The sequence below is a fragment of the uncultured Caulobacter sp. genome, assembly GCF_937900395.1.
Taxonomy (GTDB): domain Bacteria; phylum Pseudomonadota; class Alphaproteobacteria; order Caulobacterales; family Caulobacteraceae; genus Caulobacter.
In genome coordinates this window covers 1-17,827 of sequence record NZ_CALCDX010000244.1, presented here as the reverse complement: position 1 = coordinate 17,827, position 17,827 = coordinate 1, and the positions used below count along the sequence as shown (strand labels likewise).

Below are 17,827 nucleotides of genomic sequence, written 5' to 3'. Positions count from 1 at the left end.
AATGCAGCACCACGACCCGGACGGCTCAGCGCCGGCAGGAAGGACATACGGACTATTCTCGTTCGCCGACGCGGGCTGCGGGACGCCACGGCTTTCGATCCGGTCGACGTCGAGATTGAGGGCGGCGATCAGCTTGGACGCCACGCCCTCGACCGCCAGGTCTCCGCCGCGCGGCAAGCTGCCGAAGTCGAGGCGAGAGATCTCGCCAAAACCCGCGTCGCGCAGTTCCAGGTAGAGACCCACCGCGATGACCAGCGACAGGAAGGACTGCGCCTCGCGGCTGCCAGGGTTGAACGACACGACAACGCCCGCCGGCTCCTCGGGCGCGCCCGAAGCCAGCATCTGGCGCAGCGCGCTCCACAGGCTGCCGACCTGGTGGAACATGTCGACGGCGGCGTCATGGACGACGAACTGGCCGTCGATCCGGGCCACGTGGACCAGCACGTCCTGATTGGCGTCGGTCACCACGTACCAGGGGTCGCCAGAGTCGGTCTGGCCGAAAATGACATCGACCTCGCCGTAGCTCTTCTCAAGATGCTGGGTGAGCAGCAGCAACAGGCCCCGCTCGCTGGCGGTCCAGTCTCCGGCCGGCGGCCGGGGCGCGAAGGCGAGGACTTCACCCATCGCGGCGCTCGTCAGCCTTGCGCCGCCCGGTCAGCGACGACCGGCGCGTCCGCGTCGGCGGCGCCTTCGAACAGCAGTCGGTGAAGCTCAGGCTCATAATAGCGCAGCAGGGTACGGGCGAATTGGCTTGGGTCCAGGCCGAGGCTTTCAGCCCAGATGGCCTGGGCCTCGATCGGCACGCGCCCCAGGCCGTTCTCAACCTGGGAAACGAACGTGTAGTAGCGCAGTCCGGTCCTCTCGGCCAGTTCGGCCTGAGTCAAACCCGCGGCCTCACGCGCGGTCTTCAACCAACGCCCAGCTTCGCGTCGGAGGGACTTGGTCAGCGCCGCCTTGGCGGGGTTCATCGCCGTTCGTGACATCGCAAAGCCGTTTCAGCGCTCCCCAGCGAGCGCTCCCTAGTTGTTACACATTGCATAAAAACGCAACAACCTGTTGCGATAGGCGCTCAGCCTCTTGCGGTCTGCTTATCCAGCGACTACAGTTTTAACGCAACTATTTTGAACGCAGTGAGCGCATGTACATCGCCATTGATCCCGAACACGCCCGCGCCGCCTCATCGAAGGCGCGTCCGCGCGTGTCGGTCATCATGGTCGTGTACATGACCGGCCCCGCGCTGATGGAAAGCGTCCGGCGCGTGCTGGCCGACCCGGCCGCGGACGAGTTCGTCATTGTCGACAACGGCTCCTCCCTGGCCGACGCGGCCTGGCTGCGCGAGTTGGCCCGACGCGAGAGCCGCGTGCGGCTGCTGCAAGGCCTGGGCAATATCGGCTTCGCTCGCGCGGCCAACCTCGGCGCGACCAGCGCCAAGGGCGACGCCCTGGTCTTCCTCAATCCCGACGCCTTCCTGACCCCAGGAGCCATCGCGGCGCTGCTGGACGCCGCCCGCGACCGGCCCTCGCCGTGCGTGATCGGCGCCCGGGTCTTCAACACGGACGGAACCGAACAGCGGGGCGCGCGGCGCGGCGAGATCACGCCCGTCACGACCCTGCTTAGCCTCTCGAAGCTCAGCGCCTTACTGCCCCCGCTGCGCCGCTTCGAGATCCACCGGGAGGGTGAGCCCCCGCCGCCCTACCCGGTGGACACTCCTACGATCTCCGGGGCCTGCTTCCACATGTCGGCGGCGGACTTCCAGGCCCTGGGCGGCTTCGACGAGGGCTATTTCCTGCACGTCGAGGACATCGACCTGTGCTGGCGGGCGCGGCGCCAGGGCGGCAGCGTGCTGTTCCAGCCCAACGCCCACATCGTCCACGTCGGCTCCACCAGCCGCGAGAGCCCGCTCGTGATCGAATGGCACAAGGGCCGAGGGCTCGTGCGCTACTTCCTCAAGCGCGCGGATCGGAAACGGCGCAAGGCGCTGGCCCTGGCCCTAGCCCCGCTGATCCTGTTCACCGCCGTCGCCCGGCCGCTGCTTCGCCAGCTGCGGCGCGGTCGAATGGGTCGCCCGGCCGAGCGCCTGCGGCCAGCCTTGGCGGAAAGGTCGATCTCCGGCGCCCCTTCGGCGTGATTTGCATTGTACGGAACGATCTTGACGCTTGCGCCAAATTCGAACGGTCGTAAGACTTCCCCACGGGTAAAGGGGAATACGTAGTGAGTCCGACGACCGACGCCGCCGCCTCCGTCGAAACCGAGGGCGCGGAGACCGAAGCCGCCACCAAGAACCTGGTGTTCATCGCCGCCGAGCGTCTGTTCGCCTTGCACGGCTTCCAGAACGTCTCGGTGCGCGACATCACCGCCGCCGCCGGCGTCAACCTGGCCTCCGTGAACTATCACTTCGGCTCCAAGGACGCGTTGCTGTTCGAGATCTTCAAGCGGCGCACGGCCGAGCTCAACCGCGAGCGGGCCAAGATGCTGCACGAGGCCAACGACCGGAACGCCGGCGCGCCGCCGCTGCGCGAGATCCTGGCCGCCCTCTTGACCCCGCCCCTGCGCTGGCTGGCGCCCGACCACGAGCGCCGCATCTCGCTGCAGTTCCTGATCCGCGCCCGCAGCGAGGGCACCGACGAGATCCGCCAAGTGCTGAAGACCGACGTCTCGCACCTGCGCCGCTTCTCCGACGCCCTGCTGCGCGCCCGCCCCGACCTGTCGCCGGAAGAGGTCTACTGGCGCCTGCACTTCACGCTGGGCATGCTGCACAACAACCGCTTCGCCGAGTTCGACCGGCTGAACGTGCTGTCGGAAGGCCAGACCAGCGAAGCCGACGTGTCCGCCCTGCTGGAGCGGATGCTCAACTTCGCCGAGGCTGGCTTCCGCGCTTAAAGTTCCGCGGAACCCAAGTCCCGGTCGTGCTTTGGGTTCGACATGGGACGGCTGCGCATCCTGCACGAGACGCGGTACTATTACGAACGGCCGGTGGGCTTTGGACCCCAGCGGCTGATGATCCGGCCGCGTGACAGCCATGCGCTTCGGATCGTCGAGGCGTCGCTGCGCCTGTTCCCGCCGGGCGACACGCGCTGGAGCTACGACGCCAACGGCAACTGCATCTGCGTCTTCCAGCCGAACGGGCGGGCGGACGCCATGCGGGTGGCCAGCGAGCTGATCATCGACCGCTATCCCGCCCCGCTGGTTCCCCAGCGGATCGAAAACCCCGACACCCTGACGCCGATCGTCTACTCCCGCGAGGACCGCGCCACGCTGGAGCCGTTCATCGCCCCGGTCACCGACGACCCGGACGCCGTGCTGCTGCGCTGGCTGCGCGGCTTGGCCAGCCACCGCGACGAACCGGCCCTGGCCTTCCTGCTGCGCGTCAACGACCTGATCCACCAGCAGTTCGCGTACCAAAGCCGCGAGGAGGAAGGCGTCCAGACGCCGGTCGAGACCCTGCGGAAGCGCAGCGGCGCCTGCCGCGACCTGGCCTGGCTAATGGTCGAGGGCCTGCGCCGCCTGGGCTACGCGGCCCTGTTCGCCACCGGATACATCCACTCGCCCAACGCCCAGATCCGCGGCGCGGGCGCGACCCACGCCTGGTGCGAGGTCTTCCTGCCGGACCTCGGCTGGCTAGAGTTCGATCCGACCAATGGCCTGGCCGAGTCGCCGGACCTGATCCGCGTGGCGGCGACGCGGACCCCGGCCCAGGCCTTGCCCGTCTCGGGCGCGATCATCGGCGATCCAGGCAAGTCGCGCCTTCACGTCTCCGTGGATGTGCGTTTGGTGGACGAAATCGGCCGCGCGGCGTGATAATGGTTAACGGCATACGGGAGAATAAGGTCATGACCAGCGGCTTCCAGAACCAGAACCCGATGACCAATGTCTGCTTCCCCAAGGCCGAGCCCAAGCCTCAGCACGGCCAGAAGCCGGACCAGGCCTGCGTGAAGCTGAAGGAAAAACGCACCTTCGAGCCCCGCCCCGGCCACTGACACTTCCGGGTGTCTAGACCCCCGCCTCGCACGGGCGTAACACGCCCGCGTGTCCGATCCCTCCACACAGCCTGACGCGTCAGAGTCCGCGCCGTTCCCGCTGTCGGCCCGACTGGTCTCGATCGCCGTCGCCAGCGCGCTCTTGATGGAGTTCATCGACTCCACCGCGCTGTCCACCGCCCTCCCCACCCTGGCCCGCGCCTTCGCGGTGGACCCGATCCACCTAAAACTGGCCCTCACCTCCTACATTCTCGCCCTGGCCGTGTTCACCCCCGCCAGCGGCTGGGCGGCCGAGCGGTTCGGGGCGCGTCGGGTCTTCCTGTCGGCCATGGCGGTGTTCTTGCTGGGCTCGGCGCTGTGCGGCCTGTCGCGCAACCTGGAGGCCCTGGTCGCCTCGCGCATCATCCAAGGGCTGGGCGGGGCGATGATGACGCCGGTGGCGCGGCTGATCGTGGTCGGCGCCACGCCCAAGGCGCGGCTGCTGTCGGCCATGGGCTGGTTCACCATGCCCGCCCTGGTCGGCCCGCTGATCGGCCCGCCGATCGCCGGCCTGGTGCTCAGCGTCGCCGAGTGGCCGTGGATCTTCTACATCAATCTCCCTATCGGCCTGCTCGGCGCGATCGCGGTCATGCGCTTCGTTCCGCGAAGCGAGCCCCAGCCAGATTTGGGACGCTTCGACACGCTCGGCTTCGCGCTCTCGGCGGCGGCGATCAGCGGGCTGGTCGTCGTCGCCGAGACCTCGGGCGTCGGCCTGCTGCCGCCTTGGGTCCAGGTCGTGCTGCTGGCCCTCTCGGTCGCCTGCGGCCTCGTCTATCTGAAGATCTGCCGGCGAACCGGCCGTCCGATCCTAGACCTGTCGCTGCTGCGCTATCCGACCTATCGCGCCAGCCTGCTGGGCGGGACGCTGGTGCGGTTGGGCATCGGCGCCAGCCCGTTCCTGATGCCCCTGCTGCTGCAGGTCGCCCTCGGCTGGAGCCCGCTGAAGGCCAGCTTCGTCACCCTGACGACGGGCGTCGGCGTGCTGATCGCGCGTCCGTTCGCGGCGGCGGGTCTTCGGCGCTTCGGCTTCAGGACCTCGCTGGCGGTGTTCGTCACGCTCACCGGGCTGTTCACGGCGGCGCCGGGCTTCTTCACCCCGACCACGCCGATGGCCGTGATGATGGCGGCGCTACTGCTGGGCGGGTTCTGCCGCTCGAACCAATTCATCGCCGCCAACACCATCGCCTATGCCGACGTACCCGACGCCAAGACGGCCGCCGCCTCGACCCTGTCCGCCGTAACCCAGCAGGTCGGCCTGGCCCTGGGCGTCAGCTTCGGCGGGGTGATGCTGCATGTCGCGCGAGGATCCGGCGGCGCGCTGACGCCCGACCGGTTCGTGCTGCCGTTCGTGGCGATCGGCCTGGTGACCCTGCTGGCCCTGCCCGTCTATCTGGCCCTCGACAAGGACGCCGGCGCGGCGATCAGCGGACGGGCGAAGTCGGCCTAGGGCGGGTCGACGTAAAAGGCAGGGACCAATTCCCGCCTTCCTGGGCCTTGTGCCCAGGACCCATCGTTCCGCGCCTGCGGAGTTCGTCCAGCGTTCTGGGCCGTTCAGCCCCCGCTTGGCTGCAACATCAGAGCTCGCCGCTGGCCTGGGTCCTGGGCACAAGGCCCAGGAAGGCGAGTTGAAACTGGTTTGAAGATAGATCTGCGCTCAGCCCTTGCGGCGCCGTCCGCCGCGCGAATGGCCCGTCGTCATCGGATCGGGTTTCTGTGGCGGGACCCAACCCTCGGGCCTGCGCGGGACGGGCTGATCGGTGCCCAGCCCCATCCGCCCGGGAACCTGCCGCTTGAAGTAGGACGCCTGGGGCGGATCCTCGACATCGCGCACCAGGGCGCTGTGCTGGATGGACAGGATTTCGTCGCGCAGCTTGGCCGCCGTCTCGAAATCCTGAGCGGCGACGGCTTCTTCCAGCTGCGTCTTCAGATCGTCGAGATGGGACATTGCGTTCTCCGGGGCGCCCCCGAAGAACGCGCGAAGTCCCGTTTAGGCGCGGGCGGCGGCGATGCGGGCGCGGGCGATCTCGTCGGCGACCACATTGGCCGGACGCTTCTCGGCGATCGACTGGTCGATCACCTCGGCCAGGGTCAGGGCCAGGCGATCCAGCTTGGCGGCGACCCAGGCGCCGTCAAACGCGGCGCCGGCTTCCAGGCCGCGGATCTCGGCGGCCACGTTGATGATGCCGCCGCCGTTGATCACGTAGTCGGGGGCGTAGAGCAGGCCCCGCTCGAACACGGCCTGGCCGATCGTGGCGTCGGTCAGCTGGTTGTTGGCGGCGCCGGCGATGATCTTGGCCTTCAGGCGCGGCAGGGTCGCGGCCGAGATGGCGCCGCCCAGGGCGCAAGGCGCGAACACGTCGGCCTCGACGTCGAAGATGGCGTCGGTCGGCACGATCGCCGCGCCCGTCTTGGCGGCGACGGCTTCGAGAGCCGGCTGGTTGACGTCGGCGATGGTCAGGCGCGCGCCGGCGGCGTGCAGCTTCTCGGCCAGATAGCCGCCGACATGCCCCACGCCCTGGATGGCGACATGGACGCCCTTGAGGTCGCGGTTCAGCGCCCGCTCGACGCACAGGCGCACGCCCCGGAACACGCCCTCGGCGGTCACCGGCGACGGGTCGCCCGAGGCGGCGGCGTGGCCTTCCAGGCCGGCGACGAAGCGCGTGGTCTTGCGGGTGCTTTCCAGGTCGGCCGGCGAGACGCCGACGTCCTCGGCGGTCCAGTACTTGCCGTTCAGGCTGTCGACGGCGCGGCCGAAGGCCTCGAACAGTTCCGGCGTCTTCTGGCTGCGGCTGTCGCCGATGATCACGGCCTTGCCGCCGCCCAGGTCCAGCTCGGCCATGGCGTTCTTGTAGGACATGCCGCGCGACAGGCGCAGGGCGTCGGTGATCGCCGCGTCGGCGCTGGAATAGTCCCACATGCGGCAGCCGCCGGCGGCCGGGCCGCGGGCGGTGGAATGGATCGCGATGATCGACTTCAGACCGGTTTTTTCGTCGAAGAAAGCGTGGACGCCTTCGTGTCCCTCGAAATCGGGGGAATCGAACAAGGTCATGCCGTCGGTCTCGCGTCAGCCAGAATGAATGTGGCGCGGGGTTTACGCCCGCTCGCCGCCCCGAACAACCCTCAAGACCCGCGGTGCGACATCTTCGGCTTGGCGGGCTTGGGCGGGTCCAAGGCGTTCATGGCCTCGACCGAAGCCGGGATGCCCGGCGCGCCCGACGGCGGCCAGACAGCCGAGCCGCGCAGGAAGGCCTCGGCGTCGGCCCAGACCCGCTCGGCCTGACGGTCGACCAGCAGCAGGTGATAGCCATTGGCGTAGTAGGCGGTTCGGGCCTCGACCGGCAGGCGGCGGACCGCCTCGACCGTCGGCTCGCGCGGGATGATCTGGTCGCGCGCGCCGTAGAACCAGGCGACCGGAACCTTGATCTGGTCGGTCGAACGCCAGGCGCGCTCCATCAGCCCGACCAGGCCGTAGATCGCATCCGACCGCGCGCCCCAGATCATCAGGGGATCGCGACCCATCCGGCGCAGTTCGTCGATATTGTCGCTGGCCATGATGTTGCGCGCCAGCCAGTCCGGCGGCTTGACCACCCATTCGCCCATCAGGTGGGCGGTGGCCCACAGGCTCGCGCGGTTCAGCAGCGGCTGGTTCGACCAGCCCCAGACCGCCGGCGCGAACAGCATCAGCTTGTCGACCGGCGGCGGATCGTTCGAGGCCATGGCGCAGATGGCGAGGCCGCCGCCCATGCTGATCCCGGCCAGGGCGACCTTGGCGGCGGGATGCCGCTCGCGCACCGCAGCGACCAAGGCGCGGACGTCCTCGAGAACCAGATCGGTCGGCGCCCAGACCCCGCGTTCGGGCGAGCGGCCAAAGCCCCGCACATCCAGAGCGTAGGTCGCGATCCCCCGCTGCGCCCACCAGGCCGCCGCCAGATGATAGGCGTTGGCGTAGTCGTTCATGCCGTGCAGGCCGACGATCACCCACTCCGGCTCCTTGGCCGGCTCGCCCGCCGGCAGCCAGCGCATCAGGCCCAGCCGCGCGCCGTCGAAGCTGACGAAGGCGTCGTCGAGCAAGCGCGGTCCGCGAAAGCCCAGAGCGACAACGTCCGGCCTCTGCGCCAGGGGCGCGCAGGCGGTGAGCCCCAAAGCGGACGCGGTCAGGATCAGGGCGCGGCGATTCATGAGCCGAGGATTTCCCCGATGCTCTGGCGAAGATAGGGCGTGACCTCGGCCTCGAACCACGGATTGCGCTTCAGCCAGGCGGTGTTGCGCCACGACGGATGCGGCAGCGGGATGACATTGGGCCCGAAGTCGCGCCAGGCGGCGATGGTGTCGGTCATGGTCTTGCCCGTCCGCCCGGGCAGCGCCCAGCCTTGCGCGTAGGACCCGACCAGCAGGGTCAGTTCGACGTTCGGAAGCTGCTCCAGCAGCCGCGCCCGCCAGGTCGCCGCGCACCGGGGCGGCGGCGGATAGTCGCCGCCTTTTGGGTTCGTGCCGGGAAAGCAGAAGGCCATGGCCGCCACGCCGATCTCGGGGCGGCCGTAGAAGGTCTCACGATCGACGCCCATCCACTGGCGCAGCCGGTCGCCCGAGCGATCGTTGAACGGCAGGCCGGTCTCGTGGACCACCCGCCCCGGCGCCTGGCCGGCGATCAGGATGCGGGTCTCGGGTCGGACGCGCACCACGGGCCTCGGAACATGCGGCAGGTAAGGCGCGCAGGCCCGGCAGGCGGCGATCTCGGAAAGGAGCGCGTCGAGCGGCATGGATCGCCAGTTAAGCTCGACGCCCGTGAAAGCAAGCGTGGCCGGACGTCTCAGTTCCGGACCAGCGACAGGACCTCAGCCAGCCGATAGCCGGCCGTCGCCACCCGCGCATCCGCCACGGTCCGCATCTTGGCGGCATAGCCCGGCGGCAGCACCGGCGCCTTGGCCCGATCCGGCGCGGTCTCGACCTTGCCGTCGCGATACGCCACGGTCTTGGCCAGGGTCCAGCTCTCGCGCTCCCAGGCGGCCAGCGCGGCCGAGGGGTCCGAGCCCAGGTCGCTTCGCCGGGGCGGCGGGTGCGTCGCCTCGACGGCGGCGGCGACCGCCTCGCCGCCGGCTTCGCGATTGCTCGCGGGGCGGTCGGGCGCGCTGTCCCAGAGGTCGTGCAGGTCCACCGGCGGCGCGCCTGCTTGCCGACGGATATAGGCGATCGTCCCCGCGCGGTCGGTCTTCGGATAGGCCCAGGACATCCAGTGCCCGGCGTGCAGCGGCTGATGCTGGTCGCCGACCAGATGCATGATCCAGCACAGGGCGACGGCCCGCTGAGCGCGCGAGGCCTTGGGGTCGCGGGCGATGGCGAGCTGCTCGCGGAAGGCCGTCTCGGCCTTGCCCGCGGTGAACCGCAGAACGAAACGCAAGGGCGACACGAGCTTGACCGCATAGTGCCAGTCGGGCCGATCGTAGGCGCTGCCCCGCGTGTCGTCGGGCCAGACGGCCATCAGGGCGAACAGTCGCCGCTCGCGCGCCTGGCCGGAAAGTCCGGCGAGGCGTCGCTCGAACAGGGCGTGGTCGGGATGAGCGCGCATGATCGCGACGATGGCCGCGACGGACTCCGGATGGCTGCGGACCAGGGCGTCATAGGCGATGTCGCCGGTGGCCATGTGGCCCTGGTCGTTCCAGGCCAGGGCGGGCGCCGGCGTCATCGCCCCCAGCGTCATGATCGCCGACAGCGCGACCGCGAGCGTCGTCTTTCGCATGATCCTCCCCCTTATTGTCGTTGAGAATGGAAGACCACGATGGGACGGACTGTCGATCACTCCTCGTCGCCGCCGACCTCGTCCTCGAACGTGGTGGGATCGCCCTCCATCCGCAGGCGGATGCGATAGACGCCGCGGAATTTCTCGGGGTTTGTCGGTTTGTTGTGGCGCAGGATCACGATCTTGCCCTCGCGGGCCAGCTCGATGGCGTCGTTGCGGATGTGGCCCAGGATGCGCTGCCAGCGCTCGGGCTGGATGGCCTTGGCGACGTTCATCGGGTCGATCGACTTGCCCTCGGGCAGCGCGGCCAGCTGGGACAGGATCGTGTCTTGGATCGGGGTGGTCATGGGCGCTCCCATGCCACGGATTGTCAGCAGAGGCGAGACCAACGCCTTGCGCGCTGTCGCCGCCCCATCTAACTGAACATCGATAAGGTCGAGGGGGGCACTATGGACGGCGGTAATGAAATCTCCAGCGGGCCTCGCCTGATCGAGACAGGCGACTGGGCCGGCTGGCGGACCTGGTCGGGCCTCGACCCGTTCGAGGACCAGTCCGGCCCGTTCTATTTCCGCGAAGGCGAGGACGGCCGCGTCACCACCGCGTTCCGCGCCGAGCCCAAGCACATGAACGGCGGCGGCTTCATGCACGGCGGCTGCATGATGACCTTCGCCGACTTCTCGCTGTTCGCGATCGCCTGGAAGGAGCTGGCCGACAGCCGCGCCGTCACCGTCAGCCTGAACGGCGAGTTCGTCGGCCCCGCGCGCCCCGGCGATCTGGTGACGGGCGCGGGCGAGGTGGTGCGGGCCGGCGGCTCCCTGCTGTTCGTGCGCGGTCTGATCTCGACCGGGACCGGCCCGATGCTGAACTTCTCGGGCGTGATCAAGAAGATCCGCGCGCGGTAGCTAGACCCCCGCCTTCGCCGCGGGGCGGGCCATCATCGCGGTCAGCCAGCGGTTCACGTGCGTCAGCTCCTCGGGCGGGCGGAAGCGAACCATGCGGGCGAAGTCGATACCCGTGACCGCCAGGATGTCGGCGATGGTCAGCCGGTCGGCGGCGATGAACTCGCTCTCGGCCAGGCGGCGGTCGAAGACCTTCAGCGCCCGCTCGGCGGCCTTGCGGTTGGTCTCGGCGATCTCGGGGACCTGGGTCTCGATGGCCGCCAGCGCCGGGTGGCTGTGGCGCACGGCCATCATCAGCGGCGTCGACAGCAGCATCTCGGCCCGCCGCGTCCACATCTCGATCACGGCCGTCTCCAGCGGGTCGCGACCGAACAGGTTCGGCTCGGGGTAGACGCTCTCTAGATAGCGGCAGATCGCCACCGACTCGGTGATGCAGGTGGTCTCGTCGATCTCCAGCGCCGGCACGTTCGGCAAGCCGGCCTTGGCCAGGTAGTCGGGCTGGCGATGCTGGCCGCCGAAGATGTCGACATCGACGATCTCGATGTCCTCGATCCCCTTCTCGGCCATGAACCAGCGCACCCGCCGAGGATTGGGCGCGCGACGGCTATCGTAGAGCTTCATGACTGTCCTCCCTTTGAGAGGAATTAGAGCCCTTCCCCCTTGATGGGGGAAGGGTTGGGATGGGGGTGTCGCTGAATCTCCGCCGCGACGCGCTCGGCCACGAGATACGGATTGCCGAACGCTTCCCCATCGCGGACACGCATGACCCGATAGCCCTGCCCTGCGAGCCATTCGTCGCGTTCGGCGTCTTGCAATTGGGCTTCGGCGTCATCATGCCAGCCGCTGTCAACTTCAATGACGAGACGCGCGCCATGATGAATGAAATCAGCGATATAGCGACCGATCGGCGCCTGTCGACGGATGTGGAGCTTTAGTGCGCGAAGAGCTTCCCAAAGAGCCCGCTCGCTAGCAGTCATCTCCTTGCGAAGACGGCGGGCGCGCCCCGTTGAGCCCGAAGCATGACGCGGCCTTGGTGCTTCTTCGGACACGCTGTCACCCCCATCCCCACCCTTCCCCCATCAAAGGGGGAAGGGAGAACATAAGAGCAACGCGGCTTACATTAAAGCCCGAACAGCGACCGCGGCATCAGGCCGACCAGCGAGCCCGTGAGGCAGGTGGCCAGGAAGCCGGCCATCATCGCCTTCCAGACCAGGCTCAGGATCTCCTGGCGGCGCTGGGGCACCAGCACCGAGAAGCCGGCCACGTTCATGCCGACCGAGCCGATGTTGGCGAAGCCGCACAAGGCATAGGTCATGATCATGCGGGTGCGCTCGTCCAGCGCGGTCCCGCCGACCTTGGCCAGTTGGATGAAGGCGGTGAACTCGGTCAGGATCAGCTTGACGCCCAGCAGGCCGCCGGCGGTCCCGGCTTCCTTCCACGGCACGCCCATGGCCCAGGCCAGCGGCGAGAAGATCACGCCCAGGCCCCGCGCGATGCTCAGCGGCTGACCGCCGACGTCCGGCATGGCGCCCAGGATCTTGTCGACCATGGTGGCCAGGGCCACGAAGACGATCAGGGTCGCGCCGACGTTCAGCGCGATCTGCAGGCCGTCGGTGGTGCCCTTCATGACCGCGTCGATCGAGCTGCCGTAGCTCTTGTCCTCGGTCGCGAGGTCGAGATCGGCGCCCTTTTCCATCGGGTCGGACGGCACGATGATCCGCGCCAGCAGCACGCCGGCGGGCGCCGAGATGATCGAGGCGGTCAGCACGTGGGCGGCGGCGTTGGGCAGCACGTCGGCCAGGATCGTGGCGTAGGCGACCATGGTCGAGCCGGAGACGCAGGCCATGCCGACGGCGATCAGCATGAAGAGCTCCGAGCGGCTCAGCTTGTCGAGATACGCGCGGATGAAGATCGGCCCCTCGATCTGGCCCATGAAGATGGTGGCGGCGGTGGCCAGGGCCGGCGGGCCGCGCAGACCCAGCGTCTTCTGGAACAGCAGGCCAAAGCCCTGGGCCAGCCACTTGAGGATCTTCCAGTGCCACAGCAGCGCCGACAGCGCGCAGACCACCAGGATCACCGGCACGACCCGGAAGGCGAAGATGAAGCCCGCGCCCGGATTGGTCACGGGATAGGGCTGGTCGCCGCCGGCCAGGAAGCCGAACACGAAGGCGGTGCCGGCCTGGGTCGAGGCGGCGAGGCCTTCGACCGCGCCGTTGACGCCCTGCATAAGCTTCTGGGCCTGGGGCAGGCCGAACAGGACCAGCACCAGCAGCACCTGGACGATCAGGGCGGCGATGGCCAGCACCCAGGGGAATCGCTTGCGATTTTCGGAGACCAGCCAGCAGAGGCCGAGGGTGAGCGCCAGACCCGCCAGGGCCTGAACGTTCTCGGGACGGAACATCAAGAGACGAAGACCTTACAAAAGGGCGACGCCCCCGCGACGCCCGCCAAGGGGCGAAATGACACCAAGACGCCCGTCGCACGCAAGCGGCTTGCTTAGGAAATGGTTAAGGAAGGTCGATGACGCCCAAGTCAGAAGCTTCTTACCAGTGGTCGTGACCACCCCGACCAGGGGTTCCGTCCAGGCCTGGCCGGGGTGGCGAACGCGCGGCGCTAGAGCATTTTCCGATAAGTGTGAAACGGTTATCGGATCGAAAAATGCTCTAAACTTTTGGAGTAGAGCCCTTTTACCCGATCTGATTGGGTCAATCAGATCGGGAAGGGCTCTAGGCCGTGATGCGGGTCCCCGCGCTGGCCGTCGTCGTGGAGGACGACGCCTTGAGCGCCGTATCCAGCTGCGCCAACAGCTTTTGCATCAGGTCGGCCGCGACCGAGGAACCCGAGATCACGCTGGCCAGGGACGAGGACGAGCTCGTCCCGCTGGTCGAGTCCGCGCCCTGATCAAGCATGGCGTAGAATTCCTCGCCGCTCAGCGAGCCGTCGCCGTCCTGATCGGCCGCCTTGATCAGATCGGAGGCGGCGCTGCTCGCATCCGTGGCGCCGGTTGAATCGGCGGCGGCCAGTTCGTCGGCCGAGACGACGCCGTCCTGGTTGGTGTCCAGGCTCTCGAACACGCCGCTGGCGCTCGAGGCCCCGCCCGCCTCGACGGGCGGCGGACCAGGCGGCGGACCGCGCATCGCTTGCGCCGACGAACCGCTGGAGGCCGCGTTCGAGATGGCGCTGGAAATTTCGTCCGTCGACAGGCTGCCGTCGCCATCGGCGTCAAGCGCCGAGACGATGTCGGCCGCCATCTTTGCGCTAGCGTCCGCCGGCGCGTCCGAAGGCGCGTTGGCCGACAGGGCCGACGAGATCTCGCTGGCGCTCAGCAGGCCGTCACCGTCGGAGTCGCCCGCCGACACGACCGAGCTGGCGACGTCGCTCACGGACTGGGTCGACAGCAGCGCCGAAAGCATGTCACCGCCGAAACTTTCCGATGGCCCGCCGCCGCCGCGCATGGGAGGCGGACCTCGGTCCTGCCCGGCGCCCTGCATCTTTTGCCCAATGGACTGGAACTCCGCCTGCGAAAGTTGTCCGTCGCCATCGGCGTCGGCGGACTTGAACGTCGCCGCCTGTTGCAATTGGCGCAGCTGCGCCAGGCTCGTAGAGGACGTGGCGCTTGTGACGCTCATGATCGCTCTCCCTCTGTGAAGGCGCCGAAAGGCCGGCGCGGGAGAGGTCGAGCGAGAAGTGTTCCAGCTTGCCGCGCGTTACAGCCCTGAAATGAAGCCGCGACGCGCCGCTAACTCCGCCTTACCCCGATTTAACTTGGACCTTCATCGATCGCCGGTCATTCCTGCCACCTGAGGTTTGGGGGAGCGAGAGTCCGAATGTCATTGGCCTTGTCCACTCTGCTGTACGAGTGGCGTCGTTACATGGCGGCTGTTGTCGCCCTCGCCTTCTCGGGCCTGCTGGTGCTGGCCCAGGTCGGCATGTTCGTGGGGATCGGCAAGGGCTTCACCGCCCAGATCGACCGCGCCCGCGCCGACATCATGGTGCTGGGCCCAGGCGCCAAGGCGCTGTTCGGCGGCCCGTCCGGCCTGCCTCGACGCATGATCCCGCTGGTCTACAGCCATCCCGAGGTGACCCAGGTCGCGCCGCTCGACGGCTCGGGCGGTCGCTTCCAGAACATCCTGACGCCCGAGCAGCAGGCCAAGGAGGAGGCTCGCGCCAAGCGGGCCGGCAAGGGCGAAAAGGGCGCCCGCGGCGGTACGGCTCGCAAGACCGAGTTCGTCAATGTCACCGTCATCGACGCGATCCCTGGCTATGTCACGGTGCCCACCGACTACACCCAGTCGATGATCGAGGCCCTGCGCCGCCCCTATGCGGTCGCGGTCGACGAGACGGCGCTGAAGCGCCTGGGCGTCAAGAAGGGCGACAAGGCTCTCTACAACGGCAAGACGATCAACATCGCCGTCGTCACCCGCGGCTATCCGAACATCATCCAGCCGACCCTGGTGATGTCCCGCGACACCCTGCGGATGCTGGGCGAGGCCGACACCGGTCAACGCGTCGGCCCGCTGATGGTGGAGATCCGCGACTCGGCGCGCGCCGAGGTCGTGGCCGCCCAACTGAACAAGAAGGCCGACGGCAAGTTCCGCGCCTGGACCCGCCAGGAACTGGCCGACGCCAATTCCAACGCCATGCTCGAAGACCAGATCATCGGCATCATGCTGGGCTTCTCGGCCTTCCTGGGCCTTCTGATCGGGGTGGCCATCACCTGGCAGACCCTGCGCGGGGCGATCATGGCCAACATCAAGGAGTTCGCCAGCTTGCGCGCCCTGGGCGTGTCGATGGGCGACCTGCGCAACATCGTCATGGAGCTCTCCTTCTGGGTCGGCATCGTCGGCGTGCTGGCGGCGGGTCTGCTGACCTGGCTGGTGTCGATGCTGGCCGTGGCCGGCGGCGTGCCGATGTACTTCCCGCCGACCCTGGTCATCATCGTCGCGGTCTTCCTGATCGCCATCGCCATGCTGTCCGGCTTCCTGTCGCTGGGCATCCTCAAGAACAGCCAACCCGCGGACCTGCTGCGATGAACGGCGACAACAGCCACAAGCGGGGCGAGAGCGCCCTGGCCGCCAAGGGCCTGGTCAAGCGGTTCAAGACCGGTCGCACCTTCATCGAGGTGCTCAAGGGCGTGGACTTCGACGCCAAGCACGGCGACGTCACCATGGTCATGGGCCCCTCGGGTTCGGGCAAGTCCACCTTGGTCGCGGCGCTCTCAGGCCTGCTGATGCCCGACGAAGGCAAGGTCTCGGCGCTGGAGGCCAAGGACCTGTGGGCCCTGCCCAAGGGCAAGATCGACAAGTTCCGCCTCGACCACTGCGGCTTCATCTTCCAGGGCTTCAACCTGTTCCCGGCGCTGACCGCCAAGCAGCAGGTGATGACCGTGCTGAAGTATCAGGACGTCAGTCCCGGCGAGGCCGCCAAGCGCGCCCAGGCGGCGCTGGAGTCTGTGGGCCTTGGCCCGCGGGTCAACCAGCGGCCCTCGGAGCTGTCGGGGGGCGAAAAGCAGCGCGTGGCGATCGCGCGCGCCTTGGCCAAGAACCCGAACCTGATCTTCGCGGACGAACCGACCTCGGCCCTTGACGGCAAGAGCGGCGAGACCGTGATCAGATTGCTGCGCGCGGCCGCCACCGAGCGCGGCGCGGCGGTGATCTGCGTGACCCACGACCCGCGGCTCGAGGCCTATGCCGACCGCGTCATCCACATCGAAGACGGCCGGATCCTGGACGACGTGCGCCGCACGCCCGACGCCAATCCCGCGCCGCTCAGCCACTGATTTTCTGGGGGAACCTCGACATGCCCGGCTTCCTGCGCCGACCCGCTTTCTGGATCGTTCTTGTTGTCGTCGTTCTGCTCGGCGGCGGCTTCTTCTACATGAAGGGCCAGGCGGCCGAGAAGAAGAAGAAACTTGAGGCCGCCGCCGCGCAGGAGGAGCCCTCCCCCTATGCGGCCATCGCCCAGGGCAAGGCCGACGTCGAGGGCGGCGTGATCCAGGTGGCCGCGCGCCGCCAGGGCATCGTGCGCGAGGTGTTCGTCCAGGAAGGCGACATCGTCAAGGCCGGCCAACCCCTGGCCAAGCAGGAGGACGACGACGCGCGCCTGGCCTCCCAGACCGCCTCGGCGGCCCTCGCCTCGGCCAGGGCCCAACTTCAACTTTATCAGGTGCAGCTGCGCACGGCCCAGCGTGAACACACCCGCCTACAAGGCCTGACCGCCTCGAACTTCGTCGCCGCCCAACGGCTTGACGCCGCGCGCGACAAGATCGCCGAGGCCCAGGCCAATATCGGCGCCCAGCAGGCGGCGATCAGCGTCGCCTCGGCCCAACTGGCCCAGTCGCAGTACAATCAGGAACTGACGGTGATCCGCGCCCCGGCCGACGGCCGCATCGCCCGCCGCCAGGCCAATCCCGGCGCCGGCGCCTCGACCCTGAACGTCACGGCCATGTTCGACCTGGAGCCGAACACCCAACGCATCGTCCGCGCCGAGATCGTCGAGGCCGACATCCCGAACGTGACGATCGGCCAGGAGGTCGAGATCCAGCCGGAAAGCGACCCCGACAAGACCTATATCGGCAAGGTCCTGCGCCGCGCCTCGGTGTTCGGCGCCCGCAAGCTGGCCTCGGACGATCCCAGCCAGCGCAGCGACGAGCGCGTCGTCGAGGTGGTGGTCAGCGCTGACGGCGCGCCGCTGCTGGTCGGCCAACGCGTGCTGGTCAAGTTCATGAAGCCCGGCCAGAAAGCCGGCGTGAAGCGCGACAAGCCGACGCCGCCGGTGGCGAGCGGGGCGAAGAAGAAGGCGTAGGATAAGCGCGGCCTCTCCTCCCCCACCGGGGGAGGGGGACCAGCGAAGCTGGTGGAGGGGCCCTCGTGCGACGAGGCTACATCCTGTGGTCGGCGGGTTCGGGTCTGTCCTGAAGTCTTTGGTTGTCGCGTTTGGGCCGGCTGGCCCCTCCACCGCCGTTCGGCGGTCCCCCTCCCCCAGAGGGGGAGGAAAGCAAAGCCACGAGCGTTCGCGGCGCTCTATCATCCGCGTATCCGGAATCGAACCGAACGATTTCAATCACTTCCCACTTTTACACGCCGCTCAATCATCCGCGTTGAAACCGCGCCTATCCTTGAACCACCTCGTCGCGAGGAAAGGGCGCATGGCCAGCGACCATCGTGGCGGCGGGG

The 17,827-nt window shown here is 68.3% G+C and carries 20 protein-coding genes and 1 pseudogene; 9 read left to right on the top strand and 12 right to left on the bottom strand.

The window, feature by feature from the left end:
- Both Q0379_RS22950 and Q0379_RS22945 read right to left on the bottom strand, forming a co-directional pair.
- Positions 1-624 (bottom strand): annotated as a pseudogene (locus Q0379_RS22950) (calcium-binding protein); the annotation flags it as partial.
- Positions 625-635: 11 nt separating this feature from the next.
- On the bottom strand, positions 636-983 hold the full coding sequence (locus Q0379_RS22945; protein WP_299017272.1) for a helix-turn-helix transcriptional regulator: 348 nt from the start codon (positions 981-983) through the stop codon (positions 636-638).
- A 155-nt stretch (positions 984-1,138) separates the two neighbouring features.
- Here Q0379_RS22945 and Q0379_RS22940 point away from each other — a divergent pair, with 155 nt between their 5' ends.
- The 5 genes from Q0379_RS22940 to Q0379_RS22920 all read left to right on the top strand — a co-directional run bounded on the left by Q0379_RS22940 (position 1,139) and on the right by Q0379_RS22920 (position 5,463).
- Entirely contained in the window at positions 1,139-2,128 is a 990-nt protein-coding gene (locus Q0379_RS22940; protein ID WP_299017269.1) for a glycosyltransferase family 2 protein, read from the top strand.
- Between the two features lie 83 nt (positions 2,129-2,211).
- A complete protein-coding gene (locus tag Q0379_RS22935; protein WP_299017266.1) occupies positions 2,212-2,880 on the top strand; it encodes a TetR/AcrR family transcriptional regulator in 669 nt (222 codons plus the stop codon).
- Positions 2,881-2,922: 42 nt separating this feature from the next.
- Positions 2,923-3,798 (top strand): transglutaminase family protein, encoded by an 876-nt coding sequence (locus Q0379_RS22930; protein WP_299017263.1) that lies wholly within the window; start codon positions 2,923-2,925, stop codon positions 3,796-3,798.
- Between the two features lie 32 nt (positions 3,799-3,830).
- Positions 3,831-3,977, top strand: a complete 147-nt coding sequence (locus Q0379_RS22925) for a hypothetical protein (protein WP_299017260.1) — start codon at positions 3,831-3,833, stop codon at positions 3,975-3,977.
- 49 nt (positions 3,978-4,026) lie between these two features.
- Complete coding sequence (locus Q0379_RS22920) at positions 4,027-5,463, top strand: MFS transporter (RefSeq protein ID WP_299017257.1); 1,437 nt, start codon at positions 4,027-4,029, stop codon at positions 5,461-5,463.
- A 207-nt stretch (positions 5,464-5,670) separates the two neighbouring features.
- On the opposite strand, the gene Q0379_RS22915 is transcribed toward Q0379_RS22920, so the two are convergent.
- From Q0379_RS22915 to Q0379_RS22890, 6 genes are all read right to left on the bottom strand, one after another.
- On the bottom strand, positions 5,671-5,961 hold the full coding sequence (locus Q0379_RS22915) for a UvrB/UvrC motif-containing protein (protein ID WP_299017254.1): 291 nt from the start codon (positions 5,959-5,961) through the stop codon (positions 5,671-5,673).
- 42 nt (positions 5,962-6,003) lie between these two features.
- On the bottom strand, positions 6,004-7,065 hold the full coding sequence (locus Q0379_RS22910) for a Glu/Leu/Phe/Val dehydrogenase (RefSeq protein ID WP_299017251.1): 1,062 nt from the start codon (positions 7,063-7,065) through the stop codon (positions 6,004-6,006).
- Between the two features lie 71 nt (positions 7,066-7,136).
- On the bottom strand, positions 7,137-8,195 hold the full coding sequence (locus Q0379_RS22905; protein WP_299017248.1) for an alpha/beta hydrolase: 1,059 nt from the start codon (positions 8,193-8,195) through the stop codon (positions 7,137-7,139).
- Positions 8,192-8,776, bottom strand: a complete 585-nt coding sequence (locus tag Q0379_RS22900; RefSeq protein WP_299017241.1) for a uracil-DNA glycosylase family protein — start codon at positions 8,774-8,776, stop codon at positions 8,192-8,194. Before Q0379_RS22900 ends, Q0379_RS22905 begins: the two co-directional genes overlap by 4 nt.
- 50 nt (positions 8,777-8,826) lie before the next feature.
- Positions 8,827-9,753, bottom strand: a complete 927-nt coding sequence (locus tag Q0379_RS22895; protein WP_299017238.1) for a S1/P1 nuclease — start codon at positions 9,751-9,753, stop codon at positions 8,827-8,829.
- 56 nt (positions 9,754-9,809) lie between these two features.
- On the bottom strand, positions 9,810-10,100 hold the full coding sequence (locus Q0379_RS22890) for a DUF3253 domain-containing protein (protein WP_299017235.1): 291 nt from the start codon (positions 10,098-10,100) through the stop codon (positions 9,810-9,812).
- Between the two features lie 102 nt (positions 10,101-10,202).
- Between Q0379_RS22890 and Q0379_RS22885 the strand changes: the two genes are divergently transcribed.
- Positions 10,203-10,655, top strand: coding sequence for a PaaI family thioesterase (locus Q0379_RS22885; RefSeq protein ID WP_299017232.1), 453 nt, complete (start codon positions 10,203-10,205; stop codon positions 10,653-10,655).
- Here Q0379_RS22885 and Q0379_RS22880 read toward each other — a convergent pair whose 3' ends face one another.
- The 4 genes from Q0379_RS22880 to Q0379_RS22865 form a co-directional block, all read right to left on the bottom strand.
- Positions 10,656-11,273 carry a glutathione S-transferase gene (locus tag Q0379_RS22880; protein WP_299017230.1) on the bottom strand — a complete coding sequence of 206 codons (618 nt, stop codon included), beginning with the start codon at positions 11,271-11,273 and terminating at the stop codon, positions 10,656-10,658.
- A 23-nt stretch (positions 11,274-11,296) separates the two neighbouring features.
- Positions 11,297-11,629: a DUF559 domain-containing protein gene (locus Q0379_RS24340; RefSeq protein ID WP_366519346.1), complete on the bottom strand. Its 333-nt coding sequence runs from the start codon at positions 11,627-11,629 to the stop codon at positions 11,297-11,299.
- A 143-nt stretch (positions 11,630-11,772) separates the two neighbouring features.
- Positions 11,773-13,053, bottom strand: a complete 1,281-nt coding sequence (locus Q0379_RS22870; RefSeq protein WP_299017223.1) for a nucleoside transporter C-terminal domain-containing protein — start codon at positions 13,051-13,053, stop codon at positions 11,773-11,775.
- Positions 13,054-13,378: 325 nt separating this feature from the next.
- Complete coding sequence (locus tag Q0379_RS22865) at positions 13,379-14,281, bottom strand: EF-hand domain-containing protein (protein WP_299017220.1); 903 nt, start codon at positions 14,279-14,281, stop codon at positions 13,379-13,381.
- 198 nt (positions 14,282-14,479) lie between these two features.
- Here Q0379_RS22865 and Q0379_RS22860 point away from each other — a divergent pair, with 198 nt between their 5' ends.
- Genes Q0379_RS22860 through Q0379_RS22850 form a run of 3 tightly spaced genes read left to right on the top strand, consistent with a single transcriptional unit; the run spans position 14,480 to position 17,456 of the window.
- A complete protein-coding gene (locus tag Q0379_RS22860; protein WP_299017218.1) occupies positions 14,480-15,685 on the top strand; it encodes an ABC transporter permease in 1,206 nt (401 codons plus the stop codon).
- Positions 15,682-16,431, top strand: a complete 750-nt coding sequence (locus Q0379_RS22855) for an ABC transporter ATP-binding protein (RefSeq protein WP_299017215.1) — start codon at positions 15,682-15,684, stop codon at positions 16,429-16,431. The genes Q0379_RS22860 and Q0379_RS22855 overlap by 4 nt, the downstream gene beginning before the upstream one ends.
- Before the next feature lie 20 nt (positions 16,432-16,451).
- A complete protein-coding gene (locus Q0379_RS22850; RefSeq protein WP_299017212.1) occupies positions 16,452-17,456 on the top strand; it encodes an HlyD family efflux transporter periplasmic adaptor subunit in 1,005 nt (334 codons plus the stop codon).
- The last annotated feature ends 371 nt before the right edge of the window (positions 17,457-17,827 follow it).